At 68.9% G+C, this 22,815-nt stretch carries 19 protein-coding genes; 8 read left to right on the top strand and 11 right to left on the bottom strand.

Annotation, left to right across the window (positions count from 1 at the left end):
• Positions 1-33: 33 nt before the first annotated feature.
• Together HK417_RS12720 and HK417_RS12715 are read right to left on the bottom strand one after the other, a co-directional pair.
• Entirely contained in the window at positions 34-708 is a 675-nt protein-coding gene (locus HK417_RS12720) for a response regulator (protein WP_222266968.1), read from the bottom strand.
• On the bottom strand, positions 705-1,994 hold the full coding sequence (locus tag HK417_RS12715) for a sensor histidine kinase (RefSeq protein ID WP_222266966.1): 1,290 nt from the start codon (positions 1,992-1,994) through the stop codon (positions 705-707). The genes HK417_RS12720 and HK417_RS12715 overlap by 4 nt, the downstream gene beginning before the upstream one ends.
• A 154-nt stretch (positions 1,995-2,148) precedes the next feature.
• Here HK417_RS12715 and HK417_RS12710 point away from each other — a divergent pair, with 154 nt between their 5' ends.
• Together HK417_RS12710 and HK417_RS12705 are read left to right on the top strand one after the other, a co-directional pair.
• Positions 2,149-3,045, top strand: coding sequence for an ABC transporter ATP-binding protein (locus HK417_RS12710; protein ID WP_222266964.1), 897 nt, complete (start codon positions 2,149-2,151; stop codon positions 3,043-3,045).
• Positions 3,042-3,833: a hypothetical protein gene (locus HK417_RS12705; protein WP_222266962.1), complete on the top strand. Its 792-nt coding sequence runs from the start codon at positions 3,042-3,044 to the stop codon at positions 3,831-3,833. The genes HK417_RS12710 and HK417_RS12705 overlap by 4 nt, the downstream gene beginning before the upstream one ends.
• A gap of 36 nt (positions 3,834-3,869) precedes the next feature.
• On the opposite strand, the gene HK417_RS12700 is transcribed toward HK417_RS12705, so the two are convergent.
• Positions 3,870-4,226: a VOC family protein gene (locus HK417_RS12700; RefSeq protein WP_308123547.1), complete on the bottom strand. Its 357-nt coding sequence runs from the start codon at positions 4,224-4,226 to the stop codon at positions 3,870-3,872.
• 107 nt (positions 4,227-4,333) lie between these two features.
• Between HK417_RS12700 and HK417_RS12695 the strand changes: the two genes are divergently transcribed.
• Positions 4,334-4,972 carry a cysteine hydrolase family protein gene (locus HK417_RS12695; protein ID WP_222266958.1) on the top strand — a complete coding sequence of 213 codons (639 nt, stop codon included), beginning with the start codon at positions 4,334-4,336 and terminating at the stop codon, positions 4,970-4,972.
• Here HK417_RS12695 and HK417_RS12690 read toward each other — a convergent pair.
• The 7 genes from HK417_RS12690 to HK417_RS12660 all read right to left on the bottom strand — a co-directional run bounded on the left by HK417_RS12690 (position 4,954) and on the right by HK417_RS12660 (position 14,961).
• Complete coding sequence (locus HK417_RS12690; protein ID WP_222266956.1) at positions 4,954-5,313, bottom strand: VOC family protein; 360 nt, start codon at positions 5,311-5,313, stop codon at positions 4,954-4,956. The two genes, HK417_RS12695 and HK417_RS12690, sit on opposite strands and share 19 nt — an antisense overlap.
• A gap of 78 nt (positions 5,314-5,391) precedes the next feature.
• On the bottom strand, positions 5,392-6,084 hold the full coding sequence (locus tag HK417_RS12685) for a hypothetical protein (RefSeq protein WP_222266954.1): 693 nt from the start codon (positions 6,082-6,084) through the stop codon (positions 5,392-5,394).
• A gap of 69 nt (positions 6,085-6,153) precedes the next feature.
• Positions 6,154-8,301, bottom strand: a complete 2,148-nt coding sequence (helR, locus tag HK417_RS12680; protein WP_222266952.1) for an RNA polymerase recycling motor ATPase HelR — start codon at positions 8,299-8,301, stop codon at positions 6,154-6,156.
• Positions 8,302-9,067: 766 nt separating this feature from the next.
• Entirely contained in the window at positions 9,068-11,698 is a 2,631-nt protein-coding gene (locus HK417_RS12675; protein WP_222266950.1) for a P-loop NTPase, read from the bottom strand.
• A gap of 290 nt (positions 11,699-11,988) precedes the next feature.
• Positions 11,989-13,263, bottom strand: a complete 1,275-nt coding sequence (locus HK417_RS12670; RefSeq protein WP_222266948.1) for a hypothetical protein — start codon at positions 13,261-13,263, stop codon at positions 11,989-11,991.
• Positions 13,264-13,525: 262 nt separating this feature from the next.
• On the bottom strand, positions 13,526-13,858 hold the full coding sequence (locus HK417_RS12665; protein ID WP_222266947.1) for a helix-turn-helix domain-containing protein: 333 nt from the start codon (positions 13,856-13,858) through the stop codon (positions 13,526-13,528).
• On the bottom strand, positions 13,855-14,961 hold the full coding sequence (locus HK417_RS12660) for a tyrosine-type recombinase/integrase (RefSeq protein ID WP_222266944.1): 1,107 nt from the start codon (positions 14,959-14,961) through the stop codon (positions 13,855-13,857). The genes HK417_RS12665 and HK417_RS12660 overlap by 4 nt, the downstream gene beginning before the upstream one ends.
• Positions 14,962-15,363: 402 nt before the next feature.
• On the opposite strand from HK417_RS12660, the gene HK417_RS26945 reads away from it, so the two are divergent.
• Entirely contained in the window at positions 15,364-16,158 is a 795-nt protein-coding gene (locus HK417_RS26945) for a TnsA-like heteromeric transposase endonuclease subunit (protein WP_222266942.1), read from the top strand.
• Complete coding sequence (locus HK417_RS12650) at positions 16,155-16,649, top strand: hypothetical protein (RefSeq protein ID WP_222266940.1); 495 nt, start codon at positions 16,155-16,157, stop codon at positions 16,647-16,649. The genes HK417_RS26945 and HK417_RS12650 overlap by 4 nt, the downstream gene beginning before the upstream one ends.
• Here the strand turns inward: HK417_RS12650 and HK417_RS12645 are convergent.
• Positions 16,583-17,413, bottom strand: a complete 831-nt coding sequence (locus tag HK417_RS12645) for a type I restriction-modification system subunit M (RefSeq protein ID WP_222266939.1) — start codon at positions 17,411-17,413, stop codon at positions 16,583-16,585. The two genes, HK417_RS12650 and HK417_RS12645, sit on opposite strands and share 67 nt — an antisense overlap.
• Positions 17,414-17,871: 458 nt before the next feature.
• Between HK417_RS12645 and HK417_RS12640 the strand changes: the two genes are divergently transcribed.
• From HK417_RS12640 to HK417_RS12630, 3 genes are all read left to right on the top strand, one after another.
• Positions 17,872-19,701 carry a hypothetical protein gene (locus HK417_RS12640; protein WP_222266938.1) on the top strand — a complete coding sequence of 610 codons (1,830 nt, stop codon included), beginning with the start codon at positions 17,872-17,874 and terminating at the stop codon, positions 19,699-19,701.
• A gap of 60 nt (positions 19,702-19,761) precedes the next feature.
• The gene (locus HK417_RS12635) at positions 19,762-22,629 is read left to right on the top strand and encodes an ATP-binding protein (protein ID WP_222266937.1); all 2,868 of its coding nucleotides are present in this window, start codon (positions 19,762-19,764) and stop codon (positions 22,627-22,629) included.
• A 3-nt stretch (positions 22,630-22,632) separates the two neighbouring features.
• Positions 22,633-22,815: hypothetical protein (locus HK417_RS12630; protein ID WP_222266936.1), on the top strand; the 183-nt coding region annotated here is incomplete at its 3' end.

Raw genomic sequence — 22,815 nt, 5'->3', positions numbered from 1 at the left:
GAGCTCGCGGCGGGCCCCTGCAGGCGGGCCACGTCAGACCAGCTCGGCGTCGTGGGTGAGGAGCGCGATCTGCACCCGGTTGGTCAGCTCCAGCTTGGTGAGCAGGCGGGAGACGTGCGCCTTCACCGTGGCCACGCTGAGGTACAGCTCCGCACCGATCTGGGCGTTGCTCAGCCCGCGGCCGACGGCCAGGGCCACCTCCAGCTCCCGCTCGCTGAGCGTTCCCAGGCGCGCCTCTGCTCGGGCCCGCCGCTCGTCGGCGCCACCGGCCGGGACGTCGACGGCCGCCACGTGCGCGATCAGCTGCCGGGTGACGCTGGGGGAGAGCATCGGCTCGCCGGCGGCGACCCGGCGGACCGCCTCCACGATCGCCGCGGGCGGGGTGTCCTTGACCAGGAAGCCGCTCGCGCCGGCGCGCAGCGCCCGCAGCACCTGCTCGTCGGCGTCGAAGGTGGTCAGCACGATGACGTCGGGGGAGTCGGGATCGGTCTGCAGCCGCTCGGTGGCGGTCAGCCCGTCGACACGGGGCATGCGGATGTCCATGAGGACGACGTCCGGCTCGCACCGCTGGACGGCGCCGGGCACCTCGTCGCCGTCGGCGGCCTCCCCGACCAGCTCGATGTCCTCCGCGCCGCCGAGCACCATCGCCAGCGCGGACCGCACCAGGGGGTCGTCGTCGACGACGAGCACCCGCACCGGCTCCCTCACCGCACCTCCCCGGCGCCGGCCGGGGCGGCCGGCCAGGGCAGCCAGGCGGTCAACCGGAAGTCGCCGTCGCCGGTCCAGCCGTGCTCCAGCCGACCGCCGGCCAGGCCGACCCGTTCACCCAGGCCGATCAGGCCGGTGCCCGCGCTGGGCAGCGGAGCGGCGTGCTCCTCCCCGGCGGGCGGCGGGTTGCCCACCACGATCGTCAGCCCGTCGCCGGGCGCGCCGGCGATGCGCACGGTGGCGACCGTCCCGGGCGCGTGCTTGCGCACGTTGGTCAGCGCCTCCTGGACGACGCGGTAGGCGTTGCGCCCGAGCCCGGCAGGCACGGTGGCCGGGTCGGGGATCTCCTGCTCGTCGCGGATCCGCAGCCCGGCGGCGCGGCACTCGTCGAACAGGCCGGGCAGGTCGGCCAGCGTGGGCTGCGGCCGGGTGCTGCTGGGTCCTTCGGGGTCGTCGCGCAGCACGCCGATCACCTCGCGCAGGTCCTCGAGTGCCTGCCGGGCGCTGGCCCGCACGATCCCGGCGGCGCGGGCCACCTCGGCCGGCGGGGCGTCAGGCCGGAACTCCAGGGCCCCGGCGTGCATGCTCAGCAGCGACAGCCGGTGGGCCAGGACGTCGTGCATCTCCCGGGCGATCCGGGTCCGCTCCAGGTGCTGGGCCTGGGCCACGCGCAGCCGCTGCTCGGCCTCGGCGCGCTCCGCGCGGTCGCGCAGCGACTGCACCAGCTGCCGGCGGGCCCGCACGAACATCCCCCAGGCGACCACGGCGGCGGTCAGCACCAGGCCGATGACGGCGAACAGCCAGGTGGGGATCCCCTCCACCGGGCGCACCGTGATGTAGAGCGCGAACGACACCACGTTGGCCGCGGAGACCACCACCACCGTCGGCCAGCGGCGGTGGACGGCGACGGTGAACAGGGCGAACAGGACGGCGCCGCCGGCCATGTCGGAGAACGTGCCGAGCACGGCCAGGCCCAGCGCGATGGCAACCGGCCAGCGGCGGCGCCACCACAGCGCGACACAGCCGAGCAGGCCCAGCGACAGGTCGGCGGCCAGCAGTCCGTCCGGCGGCGTCGAGGACTCCGCACCCAGCCCGACGGCGACCAGCCCCGTGCAGACGGCGAGGACGAACGCGACGACGTCCACCACCCAGTCGCGCACCGACCGCCGCACGCGCCCCGCCGTCTCGCCGGCGACCGGTGCCAGGTCGGCGGCAGCGAGCAACTGGGCGGGCACCAGCGACGGGTGGTCGACGCCGTGCGGCGCGGGGCGGGCGGGTGCACTCACAGCTGGAGGCTAGAGCGGGCGCTGCCCGGCCCGGTACCTACCGATGTCTACATCCGGTGCGTCCTCGGTCGGTGTCCCGGCCCGGCCGACCGGCGACCAGGAACAGCCACGCGGCCGATGTGACGGGCCGGGTGGCGGGGACAGCCTCGTCGTCATGATCTCCATCGAGCACCTGACCAAGCGCTACGGCACCCACACCGCCGTCGACGACGTCTCCTTCACCTGCCAGCCCGGCACCGTGACAGGCTTCCTCGGCCCGAACGGCGCCGGGAAGTCCACGACGCTGCGCGCGCTGTGCGGTTTCACCACACCCACCAGTGGCATGGCCACCGTGGCCGGCCGGCGCTACCGGGACCTGCCGAACGCTGGCCGCCGGGTCGGCGTGCTGCTGGACGCCGGCGCCCAGCACAGCGGCCGCACCGGCCGTGAGGTGCTGGCCCTGGCCTCGTCGATCCTGGGCGTGCCCGAGGAGCGGGTGGACGAGCTGCTCAGCACGGTCGGGCTTGCCGGTCGCCCGGCCGGCAAGCGGGTCGGGCAGTACTCCCTGGGCATGCGGCAGCGGCTGGGCCTGGCCGCCGCGCTTCTCGGCGACCCGCAGGTGCTGGTGCTTGACGAGCCGGCGAACGGCCTGGACCCCGACGGCATCTTCTGGATGCGCGGCCTACTGCGGGGCTTCGCCGACCGCGGTGGCACGGTGCTGCTCTCCTCGCACCTGTTGCGCGAGGTCGAGGCGGTCGCCGACCAGCTCGTCGTCATCGCCGGCGGCCGGATCGTGGCCCAGGGCGGCCAGCAGGAGCTGCTGGCCGGCCGGGGGACCCTGGTGCGCGGCCCGGACCGGTCGGCGCTGGAACGCGCACTGGCCACCGCCAGGATCACGGTGCGCCCGGGCGCCGGCGACGGGCTGGTCGCCGACGCGCCGGTGGACGCCGTCGGCCGGGCCGTCGCCGCGGCCGGCGCCGTCGTGACCGAGCTGCGGCCCGGTGGGGGAGAGGGGCTGGAGGAGCTGTTCCGCACCCTCACCTCGGCCGGCACGGCGGAGGTGGCGGCATGACCGCCCTGGCCGCGACCGTCGGCCAGCGACCGCCGGTGGTCGACGAACCGGCCGCGCCCGGCCTCGCCACGCTGGTCCGCGTCGAGCTGCGCAAGAGCTGGGACACCCGGGCCGGCCGCTGGCTGCTGGTCACGATCGGGCTCGTGCTGCTGGCGGTCGTCGCGCTGCTGCTGTTCGCCGGCGACGAGGGCGACCGGCGGTTCGCCGGGTACCTCGCCGCGACGCAGCTGCCGATCGGCGTGCTGCTCCCGGTGCTCGGCGTCCTGCTGGTCACCAGCGAGTGGTCGCAGCGCACCGCGCTGACCACCTTCGCGCTGGTGCCCCGGCGGTCCCGGGTGCTCACGGCCAAGCTGCTGGCGTCCACGCTGCTCGCCGTCCTCGGGATGATCGCCGCCGTAGTGGTCTCCGCAGTCGGGACGGCGCTCACCCCCGCGCTCGGGGACGCGGCGGCCGACTGGTCGCTGACCGGTGCCCAGGTCGGTCAGGTGCTGCTCGTCGAGGTGGTGTTCCTGCTGGGCGGGGTGGCCTTCGGCATGCTGTTCCTCAGCTCGCCGCTGGCGATCGTGCTCTACCTCGCCCTGCCGACGGTCTTCAACCTGCTGGTCACCACCGTCGGTGCCCTGCACTGGGTGCGGGACTGGCTGGACCTGTCCACCACGACGCTGCCGATGTTCCTCGGGGAGCTCGACGGTCAGGGCTGGCTCCGGCTCGCGACGTCGACCGCGCTGTGGGTCGTGCTGCCGATCGTGGTCGGGTGGGTGCGGATCGAGCGCGCCGAGATCAGCTGAACCTGCTGTCGCTGCAGCCGCTCCGGCCCGCACGGGTCAGAGCGGCTGCACCAGGTTCAGCGGGTTGCCGTCCGGGTCCTGCACGTGCGCCACCCGCTGGCCCCAGGGCATGTCGTTGGCCGGGTTCGCGGTGCCGCCACATGCGGTGACCCGGGGGAGCAGCACATCGACGTCGTCCACCGTCACGCTGAGCAGCACCCGCGGCGGCTGCTCGGGCGCCTCGGCCTCGGCGACCAGGCCGAGGTCGCTGTCGCCGATCCGCAGGCCGACGTAGAACACCGGGCCGTCCGCCGGCACCCGCTCGGTCTCCGTGGCGCCCAGCACGGCGCGGTAGAACTCGAGCAGCCGCGGCAGGTCGCGGGTGAGGACCATCGGCTGGACGGTGCTGGGCACGGGGCCTCCAGAGGTGGTAGGGGAGTCGAGGACAGGACCGGCGGGACCCGGCGGAGTCATCGGTCGAGACGTACGGACGGCGAGGACTGTCGGTACCCGGGCTTACCGTGACCCACCTGACACGGATCCCGCCCGACGAGCCCGAGGAGATCCCCGTGACCACGCTGCCCGGCCGCCCGCACACCGCCCTGATGGTCATCGACGTGCAGAAGGGCGTCGTCGGTCAGGCCCACCGCCGCGGCGACGTGGTCGCCAACATCAGCACGCTGGTCGACCGGGCGCGGGACGCCGGCGTGCCCGTCGTCTGGGTCCAGCACTCCGACGAGGAGATGCTGCGGGGGAGCGAGGCCTGGGAGTACGTCCCCGAGCTCACGCGCGCGGAGTCCGAGCCGCTGGTGCACAAGACGTTCGGCGACTCCTTCGAGGCCACCGACCTGGAGGACGTGCTGGCCGGGGCCGGCGTCGGGCGGCTGGTGGTGACCGGCGCGCAGACCGACGCCTGCATCCGCTGCACGATCCACGGCGCCTTCGCGCGTGGCTACGACGTGACGCTGGTCGGGGACGCCCACACGACGGAGGACCAGACCGCGTGGGGCGCGCCGCCGCCGGACCAGGTCATCGCGCACACCAACCTGTACTGGCGGGTTCCAGGCGGCCCCGGGCCGGACCGCGGGGGTCGCCGAGACCAAGGACGTCTCGTTCGGCGACTGAGCCGGGCGCCGAGGAGTCAGCCGAGTTCCCAGTAGACCTCGACCCGCCAGCCGTCCGGGTCCAGGCACTTGAACGAGACCAGCGCCGGCTCCTCGTCGTACTCGACGACCGGTACCCCGTCGGACTCCAGTCGCTCCCGCAGCCGGCGAACGGCGTCGCCGTCGGCCATGCGGAAACCGACGTGCAGGAACGCGGGCACGGCGACGGGTTCGACCACGGGGTGCAGCGCCAGGTCGAACCCGTCGCGGTCCCGCACGATGGTCGTGCCGTCCGGATAGGACCTGGCGGCCGCCGGGTCGAACCCGAAGTACGTCGCGTAGAAGCGGAGGCTCCGGTCACGGTCCCGCACCGGCAGCCCGAGGTGGCGCAGATGCATGCCCTCACCTGTACCACCCGCCGCGCGCCCGCGGCAGCGACCCGGCGCCTGGACCTCGCGCGCGGGCAGTGCGCGGGGTCAGCCGTAGCTGGGGTCCAGCGGACTCGACGGGGCCACCGCAACGGCGTCGATCTCCGGGGCTGCGAGGACGGCGTCGACCGCCGCGCGGCTGCCACCGACGTAGGTCAGGTAGCCGTCGATCTCAGTCGCGACCAGCCAGGCCCGGTCCGCCGGCCACCACAGGCTCGCGCACCACCACTCCACCGGCGTCGGCAGCACAGGCGCGGCGCTGACGGGCCCGGTGAGCAGGTGGTACGCCCGGTCGGGGGTCCGGACACGCATCGGCCGGTCCTGCCAGGCCTGGGTTTCCTCGAGGCCGAACCCCTCCCAGAGACAGAAGTAGGCCTCCTCCGGCGTCCCGGTGAAGCCCGCGAGGACACCGGCGAGGACCGCGGTCCCCTGCGCGTCCAGCCCACCGTCGGAGGGCCGGCCCCAGCGGTCCGACCCGGCCACGAGGTCGTCGAACCGGGTCCCCGCGGTCAGCGCGACCCCGGTGTGGGCAGCGATCTCCGGCCACCGGTGTCGCGTCTCCGCCTCCTCGGGTCCGTAGGTGGGGGGCAGCACCCGGGCGTAGGCCGGGACGACGGGCGGCACCATCGCCGCGACCGTCCCGCTCCGGGCGGTGCGTGCCAGCGCCGTCTCCACCCACGCCGCCGGGCGGACGTCGGCCAGCACCCACATCCCCGGCGCCCAGGAAACGGGCTCCCTCAAGTCCATCTCCCGCCTTCTCGGTAAGCGGTCCCACGCCGCCGCCGCACCGGGGACCGGATCGACACGACGTCAGCAGCTCGTGAGGACGACGAGCTGCTGGGTCGCCCGGGTCATCGCGACGTAGCGGTCGACCGCGCCTTCGATGCCCCCGCCGAACGACTGCGGGTCGACGAGGACGACCAGGTCGAACTCGAGACCCTTCGCCAGCTCCGGGGTCAGCGACCGGACCCGCGAGGTGCCCCGGAACGTGGGGTCGCCGATGACGCAGGCGATCCCCTCGGCGTGGGTGGCGAGCCAGGTCTCGAGCACGGCGTCCAGCTCCGCGACCGACCCGTGCACGACGGGGAGGCCGGTGCTGCGGATGGAGGTCGGCACGTTGGCGTCCGGCAGCGCGGCCCGGATGACCGGCTCGGCCTCGGCCATGACCTCCTCCGGCGTCCGGTAGTTGATGGTCAGGGAGGCCAGGGTGACCCGGTCGAGCCCGATCCGCTCGAGCCGTTCCTGCCAGGACTCGGCAAACCCGTGCCTGGCCTGGGCCCGGTCCCCGACGATGGTGAAGCTCCGGGACGGGCAGCGGAGCAGCAGCATCTGCCACTCCGCGTCGGTCAGCTCCTGCGCCTCGTCCACGACGACGTGCGCGAACGGGCCGGCGAGCAGGTCGGGGTCGGCGGTGGACAGTGCGCTCTCGTCGACCAGGGCGTCCCGCAGGTCCTGATGGCGCAGGGTCGTCATCAGCAACAGCTCGGAGTCGTCGGCCGCGATCAGGTCGTCGATGACGGTGGCCATCCGCTCGCGCTGGGCGGCGACGGCCTTGGCGTTGCGCCGCTCCCGGCGGGACGCCTCCGGGTCGCCGAGCCGCTGCCGGGCGGCGTCGAGCAGCGGCAGGTCGGACACCGTCCAGGCCCGGGGGTCGCGCCGCTGCAGCGCGCGGACGTCCGCCGGGCTGAGCCAGGGCGCGCACGTGCGCAGGTAGGCGGGCACCGACCACAGGTCGCCGACGACGTCGGTCGCCTCCAGCAGCGGCCACGCGCGGTCCAGGGTCGCGCGCAGGTCCCCGTCCTCGTCCAGCGACGCCCGGAGCTCGTCGGCCGGGACGTCGTCGTCGTGCCCGTCGCGCACGATCTCCAGCAGCGCCTGCCAGACCTGCTCGCGCGCCTCGTTGTGCGGTGTGCCGGGCTCCCGGGCGTCGAAGGCCTCGGCCCAGTCGTCCGCGCTGAGCCGGACGTCGGCCCACGGGGTGGTGACCGTCGTGCCGCGGCGGGGCGGCTCCTCGTAGAAGCGGACGGCCGCCTCCACCGCCGACACCAGTTCGGCGGAGGACTTGAGCTCCGCCACGTGCGGGTCGGCCTCCACGCCGGCGGTGGCCCCCTCGGCGACGAGGTCCCGCAGGGTGCAGGTCTGCACGCCCTCCTCGCCGAGGCTGGGCAGGACGTCGGCGACGTAGGCCAGGTAGGGCTGGTGCGGACCCACGAAGAGCACACCGCCCCGATGGTGCCCGAGACGCGGGTCGGCGTAGAGCAGGTAGGCGGTCCGGTGCAGGGCGACGACGGTCTTCCCCGTGCCCGGGCCACCGTCGACGACGAGGGCGCCGGCGGACCCTGCGCGGATGATGGCGTCCTGGTCGGCCTGGATGGTGCCGAGCACGTCGCGCATCCGCGCCGACCGGATGCTGCCCAGGCTGGCGATAAAGGCGGACTGGTCGTCGAGCGCGGCGTTCCCCACCAACCCTTCGGCGGTGAAGACCTCGTCCCAGTAGTCGGTGATCCGGCCCCGGGTCCAGCGGTACCTGCGGCGGCTCACCAGACCCATCGGGTTGGCGTGGGTCGCGCCGAAGAACGGCTCGGCCGCGGGGGAGCGCCAGTCGACCAGCAGCCGGCGACCCGTGCCGTCGGTGAGGCCGAGCCGCCCGACGTACACCGGCGCGGGGTCCTCCGCGCTGACGATGCGCCCGAGGCACAGGTCCAGCCCGAAGCGGCGCAGGGTGCGCAGGCGGGCGGTCAGCCGGTGGACCTCCAGGTCCCGGTCCAGCGCTGCCTGGCCCTGGCCGCCGGGCGCCCTGCGCTCGGCGTCGAGGCGGTCGGACAGGTCGGCGATCGACTGCGCGAGGCTCTCCGCGATGGCCGCGAAGTGCTGGTCGTCGCCGGTGATCAGTGCCGGGTCGGACTTGGGGGAGAGGTGCTCGGGGAGGTCGAACGCGGTGGTGGTCAGGGGGTTCACGGCATCAGCTCCGAGTCGAGGTCGCTCGCGACCGTGGGGCGCGGCGTGGGCGCCGGGGCCGGCGGAACGGACCGGATGGCCAGAACGGGCAGGTTCCTCCGCCTGACGTCGACCCGGGTCCGGCGTCGGCCGGGCGATTCTGCGGCACCGACCGGGTCTTGCCGCAAGCCCCGGGGTGAGCTATACGTTGAGGTGGCAGAGAGGCTGGGCCCTCTCCACACGCCACACATCCGTCACAGTGACGGAACGACGATGCGGCAGGGTCGGTCGTCCAGGGGAGTGGCACGCGCGGTCAGGGTTCACGCCCGTGCACCGACACCCGCCGGTCGTCAGGCGTGGGATGGCTGACGCGGATCGCGTGCATCTCGGTGCCGTCGTCCCGGATCCGGAGCTATCTCGAGTCGACGACGCGATCCGACACCCTGGTCCACCGTCGTCGTGCCGCCGTGAAGTGGAACTGCCGGCGCAGGGTGATCAGTCCACCCAGCACGACAGTCAAGATCAACTCTCGCAGGGTCGTGGCTCGGGCAGGGAGGGCGAAGGTGCCCGCGACCCCCACTCGGCCACTCGGCGTACTACTGGTAGGGGCGCATATTCCGTTTGGAACTAAGCTTCTGCTCGACCGCTCAACTACTACACTCGGATACGCGAAAAGGTTCGCAGCACTCGGTGGATCCCTGGAGTGGGGGGAGTGCGCCTCTTAACCGCTCGTCGCAACGCGATAAGTCACCACCGTCACAACGACTTCGCCTATTAGGCGACAGGGCTAGGTGGTCGATCGCGTCAGGTCGTATGCGGCCTTGAGCCTAGGCCGTTTCAAATCCACAGAAGCATGGACAGATTTCCAGGTGGCAGGCGCCAGGTCGTCGAGGAGTTCTTGCAAGCGGTCCCGGCACGCCTCCAGAGTCAGGCGGTCCGTCGCTCCCAACTTCTGGCGCACAAAGGCGGCGTGGGTGGCTAGGAAGCGTTGATCCTTATTTGACGTCGGCGCCAGCCGCCCCACCCAATCTACGACGGCCTGCAGGCCCAGCACGTAGCGCACATCGCCGGAGCTTTCGGCAAGCTTGCTCAATCCCACACCGAGGCCAAGTAGTGCCTTTATGGCCTCCCCTCGCGCCTTGTCGGCGTTGTTCGTCCAGGCTGACTCGCGGAGAGCATCGAGCGCGAATGCATCCAGCAGCACGTTCCTAGCCGCATCGCCGCGCTGCCCGGAAAGGGTGGCCCAGTCGGTGAAAAAACCAGGCAGATTAGTTCGATCCGTAAAGTTGTCGAGTTGAGAGAGGACAGTGCGCCCCACCTCATCCGCTTCATCAAATCTTTCATACCTGCGGTAAGTCGCAAGCAGGCTCGTGGCGAAACTAAGTCGGGGCCCCGAGTCGAAGGCGGATTGAGCGGCGAGAATCGACTCGTCACTGCGCCCCAATCTGCGCGACACGTAGGCAACAGCCCCGTGGTCCGCCTCGAAGGTGCCCAGTGTGTCACTGTTGATTACAGCGGCCGCAACCACCTTTGCAATTATCGAGTGTAACTGGTCTGATCTATGATCACGGGCGACGTCCAAGGCAGTTTCAGCCAAGGCGCTTGTTCGGCAGTACAGGTAGCCGCCATGAGCAACTGCTGCCGCTTCCTGCCCAAGTGGGCCGAGCACCAAATAGTCGAGAGCTCCACTCTCGAGACTCAGGGCCTCGCATAAAATCCGCGCCGATAACGGCTCGGTCACCTGACCGCTATGCTGCTGGGTCGCGTGCAGAAGGCAAATCATCAAAAAGGCGTCGCTCAGGAGCCCGGAGCCGACCTCCTTGTAGTTGTCCATCCTGCTCATCATGTCGGCGACGCGGGCGGAAAGAGCGTCGCCGTATCGAAGCTGAAGTGAGGCGCCCATGAGGGACCCGCTCGACGCAATCGGACTGTTGGCGGCTGCGAGGAGCAGTCCTTCACGTTCGTGGCTGGGTGACGTCGCGAGCTTGCCTAAGCCGATTGTTCCCGCCGCCTCCCAGGCCGCAACAAGCGCCGCGGCGTCTTCTGACGCCAAACCGTTGACCGGCACCACGTCAAGTAGCTGATGTAAACGGCTGAAACCGCCTCGGTTACGCCAATCTCGTTCATGGGCCGCCAACAGAAGCGTGATGTTTTTTCGCTGCTCCAGGTCGGCCCGCAAAGCAGCCAAGGATTCAACCAATAGATCAGCCTCGTCGGAACATAGGATGACGCGCTTGTCCGTTGGAAGTTGCTCGAGGTGGCTACGGGTCAACGTCCCCCCGGGCTCTCGCCAAAGGATCGTGGCATCCGGCGACTCCTGGATCAGGTCGACGACAACCTGGCGCAGAGCTATTGACTTCCCCTCTCCGAGCGGGCCGGCCAGCAGGACAATGCGCTTCTGCGATGATTTCTGGAGACTCTTCAGATGGGCCCGCGTCCGCCCCACCGCTGAGAGTCGGGGTACGCCTCGATCCGCTGCGATAGTCCAATCGGGTGGGCGGCCATCAAAGAATGCGCACCGCGTCTGCTCATTTGCGGTTGCTGTGGCGAGCTGCAAAAATCCCGCGTTAACTTCCGTCCAGCGTGGCAGGCTTCCGGCGGTCGGGCTCGGGGCTCCCTTGGGCGTGTAGCGATCCACAACCTGGGGCAGAAGCTTATTGACGTCGACTCCGCCGTAGAAGTTGGCACGATTGAGAGCCGCGAGCTCTTTGAGGATTCCTGACTGGAAGTCGTCGGCCGTGAGCGTGGAGTACGAAGCCCATGTTATATCCATCCCTAGGACATCACGCTGCTCTACTCTTTCAAGTAGGGATCGCGTGAAACTATCCATCCAGCCGCCATACCCGAGGACCACTACCAACTTGCCTCGGAGCGCCTCCCGCAACGATCCAGCGAGTTGCGGCCTCGGCGTTCGTAACTGGCTTTGGGTGTGCAGTGTGTCACCGCGACGCCACAGACCATGCACATGAACCACATCGATGGCGCCTACTTGATCCGACGCTGCGATCTTGCCATCGTCGTCCAGCCAATGAGCGGCGGGTTGTCCCCCAGCCTCTCGCACAGAGACCTCGATCAGCGGATCGAAGTTCGTAGTGATCAGCGGTCCACGAATGTCGCTTGGAATAGCTGCCAACAGCTGGCCGAGCGCCGAAACGCCTGGATCTAGGTTCCACTGCCCCTGTGTTTCAAGCCGCTTCAGCTCCGGCTCGTCAAATAGCAGCTGACGCGCCTCAGCGGGCGTGACGGTACGGCAGGCGGTCAGAGTGGCCCGGCGAATTATGGAGTTCAGTAGATCTTGATCTCGATTCAGGTATACGAACTCTGCCGCCTCCTGGTACTTCTCCGCCCAAGTCGTGGCGGCACCAACCTTGGAGTCGAAGCGCTCTTGATCGTGATTGTCTTCAAGGCTCGCGCGCATCGCACTAACGAGGCGGTCTACGCCAGGTACAGTGCCACGAGTGAGACCGGATCCCACTACGAAACTTATCTCCCGACGCGCTTCCTTCAGTGTGTAAAGAAGGCGAGAAAGCAATGCGTCCGCGTCACCTATGGGCGGCACTGATTCCTCCGTTGCCTGAGGCGGGCGCTGACGTCCCCGCCGTGAGCTTGTGGCTTCATGCTAGCGGGGCTCGGTGCGCAAGGCCGTGATCCGAGCGGTCGACCGTCGGCGTTTGTTGCAGCTCCTGGGTACGGACCTACGGAACCGGGTCATCCCTCGGAGCCGACCTGGCGTCGAGTCTTCTCGATCTGTCTCGGAGCGCTTCGCCGAGAAGGAAGTGCGACGTACCTGGCGTACGGCGTTGCGGTCGCTGCTGCGTGCTTGTCCATGACCTGGTAGCTGTAGCCGAGCATCTCGGCCACGAGGGGGGCAGGCACCTCGGCGACGAGTCCGCGGAGGGCGGCGTTCCGGGCGCCGAGGAGGCTGATGCCCAGGTCGCGGAGTCGGTCCATCAGGCTGTTGGGATGGAGATGTCGGCCGGCCCGAGTGCTGGGGAACAGCCACGGGCTGTCGCCGTGGTTGCCGGTCCGCAGATTGGGACGGTTCGTGAGGTGCTGGCGGAGGAGTGTGGCGAAGGGCTCGGGCACGTCGACGGGCTCGATCCCGAGAGTGAGGCGCAGTCCGTCAGGTGTGACGACGACGTCAGACGTTCTAAGACCGGCAATCCTCACGACCGGCTGGGCGTAGAGGAGGAGGAGTGCCCCGGCCACGCGGTAGGGGAGTGTCTCGGACTCGTTGACCAGGCACTCTCGCAGCCAGGACAGCCGGTCCGCCTGGGTCAGCTGTCGCTCGGACATCGGCTGCCGGAAGTCGATGCTGATGCCGCTGCACAGCCGTGCCTTCTTCGCCCACACGAAGAAGGTTCGGATGGCGTGCCTGGTGGTCGGCCCGGCGGCCAGCCACTCATCCACGTCGGCCTGGACGCACTCCGGGAGGTGCCGGCCATGCGTGTCCTTCAGCCAGCTCAGGAACTTGATCGTTTCGGAGATCTCCTGCTTGGACCAGTGCACGGGGCCGCGCGTGGGCCGACTTGCCCGCGCGATCGCACGGATCCTGCGCAGGTGGTGCCAGGTGGCGAAGCGCTCGACGGGCTGGCGGATCTCCGGCTCTTGGACGGTACTTAGCTTGGCTGCCAGCCAGCGGTCGAAGAGGGCCAAGTGGTGATCCCGCTTAGGGAGGAGGCCATGGTGCTCCAGCAGGCTCCGCAGGTGCTCGACGCGCCTGCTCTCTCCCTCCGCGTCCAGCCCCTCATGCGTCATCGGGATCGCTCCGGTGGCGAGGCGGGTCAAGAGCTCTCGAGCAGGCTCCGGTCGTAGCCACGCGAAGATGCTCTCCGGGCGGTCCGAGGCGCACAGGGCCTCGACGAGCCGCAGCATGGTCGCCCGGTCGGTGGCCGGTTTCACCAGCATTGCGGTGAGGTCGCCGTGTAGGGCACAGCGGGCGCAGGTGCCGCGCCGGTACGGCTCCGCCTCGATGTCACACACTGAGCAGCGAAAGACGTCGGGGATACCTGCACAGTTGACGCAGAGAGGGAGTTGGTCGTTCGCCCGACGGCCCGGGAGCATGCGCTCCTGACCGCAGTCGGCGCAGCGACCGTGTGTCCGCATCGCGCGGTGAAAGCAGGTTCCGCAAATCCTGCCGTCTGGCCACCTCGTGCGCGCCTTGCCGGCTTGGCGGCCGCAGCGGTCGCACGTGAACGTTCCGGTGACGCGCGGGCGGCCGCGGATGCTTGAGCGACGGTGGACCTCAATCGTCATCGCGCACCACTCGCGCCCTCCTAGGCCTGGCCGACTTGTTGAGGTCCACCACGTTGGATCCAGTCGCGGCCTTCTTTGGCCGGGCATCGGCCGCTGTGACTGTCAGCAGATCCTCGGGGCCGCACGCGAAGATGTCGCATACGGCAGCGAAGATCTTCAGGGAGATTCGTTCGGGGCGCTGGGTGACCAGTCGATAGACCTGCGACGCGGATAGGTCGATGTCCCGCTCGCGTAGATGAACGATCAGGTCGGTGCTGTTGTGCATCCCATGGCTAGCCATCAGCTCTGGAAGCCGCCAGGCATAGTCGACGTCGCGCTTCATGAAGACTCCCGCTCGTTCCCGTTCAAGGCTGTGCTGAGCGTGGAGTCAAGCGCATGGCGCAGCGTCCTGGTCCGATAGTCGCTCGAGACGCTCGCGTAAAGCGCCGTAGTCGACGCGTGCTCGTGTCCGACCTGGTGCTGCACGAAGAGTGCGTCCATGCCGGCTTCGATCAGGTGGGTGACGTAGGAGCGCCGGAGAGAGTGGAAGTCCAGGCCGGGGGAGAGGTTGAGGTCGTCGCAGTAGCTGCGGAAGCGACGCAGCAGAGTCGCTCCCGACACCAGAGTCCCTCGCTCCGTCGTGAAGAGGTCCAGTCCTTGGGTCATGTGGCGATGTCCGCGGTCGAGCCAGTCTTCGACTACCTCGGCCGACCAGTCGAAGACCGTGAGGACACTGCGGCGCTTCGGGGGAGAGCCGCGCATGGCCTTCCCGTAGCGGACCGCGAGAACTCCGTACCTGCCGAACTCCCGCGCGTGCGGGTTGCGCGAGAAGTCGACCGTCTGGACATGGCGGACCTCGTTGCGCCGCAGTCCCCAGACGTAGGCCACCTTGAACAGGACGGCGTCACGGTATGCGGGTAGCCAGCCCTTCCGGCGGGCCGAGGTGATGCGAGCGACCTCGTCGTCGGCACGGTCGAAGAAGTCCTGGAGCTCTCGTCGAGTGAAGGCCCGCTTCGCCGGCTGGGAATCGGCCTCCTGGACGTGTGCCGCTGTATTCCAGTCGAAGCAGATCTGTGCGGGGTGGGTGCCGAAGAGCCGTTCGCACAGCGGATTCCAGCCGTAGTCCGGACTGCTGATGTAGGCGCAGAAAGCCCGTAGGGCCGCCTGATAGCTGCGGACAGTGGCCACCTTCGCGTGCTTCTCGGACCGGAGATCACCGAAGAACTCGTCGACGTGAGCGGGGTGCCACCGCCACGGGTACTCGTTGGTGTGCTCGTGGAACCGCTGTACGACGCGCTCACGCTGCTCGATCGTCTCGTGCTTGAGGTTCCTGCTCAGCTGCTGGTTGCGCCAACCAGACAGCATCTCGGCGAAGGCTTGGTCCTCGGGGTGCAGATAACGGACCGAGGTGAACTCGAAGACCCGACCGGCCTTGTCGACTGTCATGCGCACCTCCGCGGGCTTGCACTGGATGCCCGAATCGTGCATCAGATGCAAACGTACGGCAACACCGCAGGTCAGCGGGACGCGCGTACCGTCAGCCGGCTGTCGGTCAAGTGTTCTCGAGGCGGTAAGCAGCGGCGGACCAGGGCCAGCGGTACAACGTCTTGGCAGGTCAACGCCTAAAGGAAGTTCCTCATCCACGGCAGGGGTCCGCCGCTCAGGAGGCCCAAGGTCATGCATCTGCTGCAATACTGCCCCATCTACTTGACATAATGTCGATTATCGGCGGAACGTGCAGGAGCACGAGAGGGGTCGCCACCTGGTCGATGTTTTGTCTCAGTCTTTCCGGCATGAGTCGCGATCTACTTGACCTCGCTCGGGATTACAGGTTGAGTCGCATTAGAAGTGGCCGCAGGTCGCGGCACGCTTCTCTGGAGGCGACATGTCGGGGACGGCACTTCGATCGTTGCCTGCGAACCTCACCGACGAGACCCGAGTGCTGGCTCGTGTGGACGAGACACACTGCTGGATACCGCTGCCTGCGAGGCCCTGGCTTCCGTTCCACTGGAGAACGCGCTCCCCATCAGAGAGTTTTTCTCCTGGCGTGGCAAACGCAACTACGAGGGCGTCTGGTGGTCCAGCACGACGCGCCACCACGTCCGCTTCGAAAGTCTCTTGGAGCGCGAGTTTTTGCTGTCGGCGGACTTCGACGGCAGGGTGGTCGCAATCGCCTCCCAGCCACTGGCGGTGCTGTGGCCGCGCGGAACCGAGGGTCACAAGTCCCACGTGCCCGACTTCTTCTGTCGCCTCAGCGACGGGGACGGGCGGCTCGTCGACGTGCGACGTCCCGACAGACTCGACGGGAGCGCGAAGCAGTCCGACTTGACACGCCGTCTGTGTGAGCGGGTCGGCTGGCAGTACAAGGTGTTCACTGGCCTCCCTACGCCTCGCCTGGAGAATTTGCGCTGGCTGAGCGGGTACCGACAGGACCGCTACAGGCCGTCGGACGCATGTGGCCCTCACATCCTCGATGCCTTCTCGGCCGGCACTTCCCTCCGTGCAGGCGTCCTACACGCGGCCAGAACCAGTGGGGTTTCGTCCGAAGTCGTACAGGCGAACGTGTTGAACCTGCTATTTACGGGCGCCCTTCGAGTGGACATCGACAGCCCGCTGTCGATGGAGACGGAGATATCAGCGTGAGGTCTGTCCGTCTGTTTGACTTCATTCAGTTCGATGGTTCCAGTTGGCAGGTCATCGCTCAGGACGGGCCGACGCTGGCTCTGAAGCATCTGTCAACAGGCAGAATCAGGAGGGTTCTCGTCGCGGACCTGCTCGGTGACGACTCCTTTTTGCCCGACTCCCCCGCGCCGCTTCCAAGCCTCGCCGATGTCGCCGTCCTGGAGACACTGGACGACGAGACGCGGGCGCGGACCGAGTTCCTGCACCGCCACGTGATTGAGGTGCTGACGGGGACGCCTCCGGACGACGGTAACAGGGAAGCTGACCCAAGGCCGGAGTACGACCCGTCGAACGCCCTAGGGGATCGGGTCTTTGCCAAGGTTGCGGAGCTGAGATGTGCTGGCACGCCTATCGGCGAGCGCAACCTCAGGCGCCACCTCGCGGCCTACCGCAAACAGGGAGTCGCGGGCACGAAGTCGAAGTTTCCGACGGCGTGTTGGAGATCTTCGTAGTAGCTGTTGCCGAGACGGATGTCGCCGGAAAGGCCGTGAAGGGCGAGGTTCATCTTGGCCAGGGGGACGGTGACCTCCTTCTGTTCCTGGCCGTAGACCGACAGCTCCCGGATCGCTGAGCCCGCGTGACGCTCGACGAACTTCGCGCACTGAACGAACATGCCCCCCGAGCCGCACGCAGGGTCGTAGACCTTGCCGTGAAACGGCTCGATGATCTCCACGATGAGCCGGACGATGGAGTAGGGGGTGAAGAACTCGCCGCCAAGCCGTCCTTCGGACATGGCGAAGTTAGACAAGAAGTCCTCGTAGATGAGCCCGAACGCGTCGCCAGACAGGGTCCTGGGAAGCGGCGCGAAGAGCCGGAGCATCTCCGTCAGGGTTGACTTCTGCAGCCGCTGGTAGCCCCGAGGCAACACACCCTTGAGCTCGGGGTTGTGGGTCTCCATCAGGCGCATGGCCGTGTCGAGAGCCTCGCCGAGGTCCTCTTCCTCGGGTAGGCGCACCAGGTAGGAAAGCCGCGCCTCCTCGGAGACGAAAAGCACCGAACGGGCCCGATAATCGTCAGGGGTGATCGGCCGGCGGGCCGTCGCTTTGGGCTCCAACTCCGGCCGCACACTTTCGAAGCGGTGCTCGGCGTAGGCCAGGAAGATCAGCCCCAGAATCGGGCCGCGTGCCTCGCTCGGGGAGAGGGTTGAGTTCGCTCTCAACTCGTCCGCGGCCCTCCACAGCGTCCGTCGAACCTGAGCAAGATCTGTGGTGTTCACACGTCCCCGCCTTCGCGCGTCGCGATCGCAACGCTTCCCTTGCTCCGACCCCCGCTGCGGCCGGTGCCCGGGGAAGGTTTTACCTGACGACGCGACTGGCCGTATCGACGACCCGCCCGAGCGGAACCCTTCGGCTGTTCGCCGGGAAAGTGGCGATCCTCCCGCCGAGGTCCCCCAGTTGCCCGTGCCTGGCCGGACCTTGCAGGACAGGCCCTGGTGTCGTCGAGGCTCACGACGGATGCCGGGTCCTCCGACCGCCGCTACCTCTCCCGAAGGCTCCGTGGCCCGCTCGACCGTCCCGACTCGCGCGAGAAGGTGGCGCAGCCAACCCGGGTGAGGTCATAGTCAACCCCCCACTGACTCATCCCCCGCTGACCAACACGCTGAGAACCACATCCACCACTCAGCGGGAGCGTCGCCGGACCGAGCAATTGCTACGCCATAAAGGGGTGTCCCATATGAGCGACAACATGATCGTTGATGACTCGGTCCGGGGTGTGCCGCCCAGCAGTGTCGAGCGTGCCCTCTTCGTTCCCGCGGAGCGGTGGGGCTGGCAGTACGTGGACCCTGGCCCGCCGGCCTTGTCCAAGCTCAGAGAGCGTCCGCCGGTGTACGTCGAGCCGTCTCCCCCGGACACGCGGCGTTGGCAGGCCACGGTCGATAAGGCGCAGCGGTCCATGACCAAGCGGGTCATCTGGACGGTGGTCTTGTTCTTCGTCCTGGCGCCCTTCGGGAAAGGCTTCGGCTTCGTCTTGTGGCTGGCCGTCGCCGCCGCCGCCTTCGGTCCCATGCTGCTCGCCAAGCGGAACATCAGTGCCGCGCTGCAGGCGTACCAGGAGGAGCGCGAGAGGCGCCAGCGTGACCACCGGGCCGAGGAGCAGAGGTGGAAGGACGCGATCAGCGCGGAGGAGGGTCCTGAGTGCCAGCGCGTCAACACCTGCGACCTGTGGTTCCCCCTGCGGCTGGAGCAGAAGGTCGACCGGATCGACGTCTTCGGGGGCGTCCCGCACGGCTGGCCGCACCTGCTGGCCACGTTCGCCAGCACAGTCCTTGCCGAACACGGCTCCGTCCTCGTGCTCGACTTCACCGAGCACGACGTCGCCGCGGGGCTGATGGAGCTGGCCCGGGGCGTCACGTCCGTCACGGGGATGCAACTGCCCCGCGACAGCGACCGACTCGACCTGCTGGACGGCCTGGACGCGGAGGAAGCAGCCGAGGTGCTGGCCGATGCGCTGGAGACGCTCAGGCCAGCCACCGACCCGAACCTGCGGGCGCTCGACGCCGACGTCTTACTCGCGGTCGGCCAGTGCCTCGACGGCGGGCTGTCCCCGCGACGGCTTGCCGCAGGCGTCAGGGTTCTGCAACGCGCCTACGAAGACGACGGATGCCTCAGCCTTGAGGAGGTCACCAGGCTCACGCGGCACGTCGACCTGGCGGGAGGCACCGAGCGGGCTCAGGACGAGTTGCGTTTCCTCCGGACAGCGCTGGATCTTCTGCGTTCGCGGGTCGACTCCGGCGCCAACATCCGACTCCCGCTGCTTACCGCCAAGCCGGGCCTGACCGTCGTCGCCACCTCCGATGGGAATCACCGCCGCAAGGACTTCGTGGACCGCGTGCTGTTCCACGCCGTGCTGCAGCGCCTGGGTTCCGGCGCGTCGACAGTAGCCGGCCAGGTCCTGGTCGTCGCCGGTGCCGACCACCTGGGCTCAACCAGCCTCGAGAGCATGGCTCGGCAGGCGTTGCGCCGCGGAGTGCGGCTGGTGTACCTGTTCGAACACCTCCGCGACGAGACGCGGCGCCTCATTGGCTCGTCGCAGAGCGCGACCCTGATTATGCGACTGGGGAATGCGGAGGAGGCAGCGGCGGCAGCCGAGTTCATTGGGCGGGGGTACTCCATGAAGCTGTCGCAGGTTACCAAGCAGGTCGGCATCACCAGCACCTACGGAGGCGGAACAAGCACCGGATTCTCGACGACCATCACCGAGGGCAACACGAGGGGCGGAGGCAGCGGAGGCAGCAGCTTCTCGAACTCCTACTCCGAGTCCATCTCGAGGTCGACGCAAGAGATGACCAACTGGTCGAAGGCGGACTCCACCACCGACGGGACAGTGCACGCCCGCTCGTACGAGTTCTCGGTGGAACCCACAACGATCCAGTCGCTCCCTGCCACCGCGTTCATCCTGATCGAGGGCGGCAGCGGCGGACGCCGCACCGTGATCGGCGACTGCAACCCGGCCATCGCCCTACTGAGCCGGGTGGCCTCCGACCGGCAATCCGTTGCCGCCTAAGTCCTCCGACGTGGGCAGCAGGAAGCGTGCGCCGTGACGCCACTTGTCGAGGGCATGGTGATGCACCAGGTCGTCTCAGCGCCTCGGCCGCGGGACGAGTCGGCGGAGGGCGAGTTTGAGGCGTCCGGGCAACTGTCGGCGGCGCTGGTGGCCGCCCACAGCCAGTTGCAGGACCAGAGCCCAGAGGCAGCCCTGATGAGCGCCTGGGTGAGGGAACCCGGACGGGAGGACTTCCGCTTTCTGATCGGAGCCCGACCGGGGCTGCCCGGTGTCCGCGCGTCCTCCCTTCAGCCCGGCCGCGACGCAGTGCCCTACCCGCCCGGATGCCTCGGCCTGCCCCTACTCCCCGGCGCCCTGGCTGACCTCCTGGAGCAGTTCCCGTGCTGGCTGCGGTGCCCAGGTGAACCAGACGTTCTGTGGAGCGAGAACGACGCCGAGCGTGCGCGCAGCCGCACCGGCTCGTTCGCCGAGTACGCCTCGCATTTGAACTACCCCTTCGCCTGGGTTGTCGTCGCGCAGCCTTTACCCGACAGCGACGTCGACCGGGAACTGCTCCTCCTGGCCAACGACCTCCCCGGCCTGCGGCTGCGAGTGAATTCCGAGGCCGACCGCGTGTCGCTGCAACGAGGCGAAGCTCGCTTTCGTGAGCTGACCAGGGCGCAGCTGAGCGGCCTGTGGAATGTCCACGTGCTCGTCGGGGCGCTCACGGCTGGACAGGCGCGGGCGGCGGCGGCCGTGCTGTGTAGCGCCAGCGACATTGACCGGCTGCCCTACGCCCTCGTCCCGGGCGTCGCCCCGGGCGCGCTCGACGGGGCGTGGGCTCAACAGGGCAACCGCGGTCGGGCTGTCTCCCCGTTTCCCGCCAGCAGCGACCTGGTGGCGGCGCTGACGGCACCGCCGACGAGGGAACTGCCAGGCATCCGGCTCTTGCAACCGAACCCGTTCGACGTCACTCCCGAAGATCCGGCGCAAGACGGGATGACACTCGGGACGGTTCTGGACCGCAGGCACGAACCCGCTGGCTTCCTGGCCGTGAGCAGGGCGACCCTGAACCGCCACACGTTCATCAGCGGGGCCACTGGATCCGGGAAGTCGCAGACCACGCGCGGGCTGTTGGAGGAGCTGTCGCGGGCCGATCCGCCGGTGCCGTGGCTGGTCGTGGAGCCGGCCAAGGCGGAGTACGCCCGCATGGCGGGGCGCCTCCGAGGTACGACAAGCGTGCTGCGCATCCGCCCCGGTGACCCGGACGTGCCGCCGGCGTCCCTCAACCCCCTGGAGCCCGCCAAGGACTTCCCGCTGCAAAGCCACCTCGACCTCGTACGGGCGCTCTTCCTCGCCGCGTTCGAGGCGGCTGAGCCCTTTCCGCAGGTTTTGGCCCAGGCACTGACCCAGACCTACCGCTCCGCCGGCTGGGACCTGGTCACCGGTGAGATGAGGACCACCGCCAGGCGAGGACGTGTCGCCGGCGAGCAGGACACCGCCAGTCCGAGGTATCCGCGGCTCGACGAACTACAGGTCATGGCCCGCCGCGTCGTCGACGACATCGGCTACGGCAAAGAAGTCACAGCGAACGTGAAGGGCTTCATCGAGGTCCGGATCGGCAGCCTGTGCACCGGCACACCTGGACGCTTCTTCCAAGGCGGGCATCCCCTGGACGTCGAAGATTTCCTGCGACGCAACGTGGTGTTCGAGCTCGAGGGGATCACCGACGATCAGGACAAGGCATTCCTGATGGGTGCCCTGATGATCCGGCTCGTTGAACACCTGCGTGTGCGCTACGGCTTGACCGGCTGCGACACCCTCGAGCACGTCACGGTCATCGAGGAGGCGCACCGCCTGCTCAAGCGCGTCGATTCCGGCCCGGCCGCTGCCGCGGTCGAACTGTTCGCCAGCCTCCTGGCCGAGATCCGCGCCTACGGGGAGGGTCTCGTCGTTGTTGAGCAGATCCCGTCGAAAATCGTCGTGGACGTCATCAAGAATACCGCGCTGAAGGTCGTGCACCGGCTGCCGTCCCAGGACGACCGGGAGTCGGTCGGCGGCACCATGAACCTGCTCGAGGAGCAATCCCGGGCCGTCGTCGCACTCCCCCCGGGGACTGCGGCCGTGGCGGTGGACGGCATGGACCGCCCCGTCTTGATTAAAGTTTCTAGCGGCGCAGCGCGAGACGACGCCGGTCCCGCGCACAACCAGGCCCCGTTCACCGGCACTCGCAGCACCACATGCGCGCCAGACTGCCGCGACAGCGCCTGCACCCTCCGACAGATGAACCAGGCCCTGCACAACGCCGGCCAGCCAGAACTCGTGCTCTGGGTGGAGGCCGTCCTGGTGGCGTACCTCATGGGCTTCGTACCGCCGGTCGCACGCCCACACGTGCGAGCCATCCTGACCGACATGCCCAACCGGGAACTAGACTGCACACTCAGCTACCTCGCTGAACGCAGCATCTCGGCTCGCCGCGCTCCCCTGCACCGCTACATGGACCCAGCCAGCCTCGAGCTCGAGGTGCACGCACAATTACGCCATCAACTAAAGTTTGGGGCCGCCAGCCCCGTTCCGGCTGCCACCCGTTGGCAGGCAGGCCCACACCTCTACCGCGACGTCGCGCGCAAGCTGAGGCTGCGAGCACAGGCATCCCAGCCAGTCGAGGCCCAACTGCTTCAGCAGTGGGCGCAGCGCGGCTTGGACCTTGCAGGGCTTACAACCTCCACTGCCCTGAAGCGGGTCGAAGACCGCCAGGCGCGAGAGCCCGCCGATGTAGTCCTCGGCGATCCAAAGGCCTCCGGACTTCTGACCGCTATCGAGGCGACCAGCGGCAGCGCAAGTAAGGCAGGCGTCCGGGCCGCAATCAGCGGAATCTGTGCCGAGAACGCCACGGTGCCCGTCGCTGTTGAAGTAAGTCGGCGCCTGCCGACAGCCCCGGAGGGCTGACCTATGCCGGCTGGCACCGCCGTGGACGCCCCGCCTCCTCCCCCTCCTCCCCCTCCCCCTGATCCTCCCGATCCGCCCCCTCCGGCGGAGCAGCAGGCCGAAGCCCAGGCCGAAGCCCAGGCCGAAGCCCAGGCCGAAGCCCAGGCCGAAGCCCAGGCCGAGACCCAGGCCGAGACCCAGGCCGAG

Source organism: Modestobacter marinus (genome assembly GCF_019799945.1).
GTDB lineage: Bacteria > Actinomycetota > Actinomycetes > Mycobacteriales > Geodermatophilaceae > Modestobacter > Modestobacter marinus_B.
Note: the sequence above shows the minus strand (reverse complement) of the source record. Positions and strands in the feature narration are given on the sequence as shown.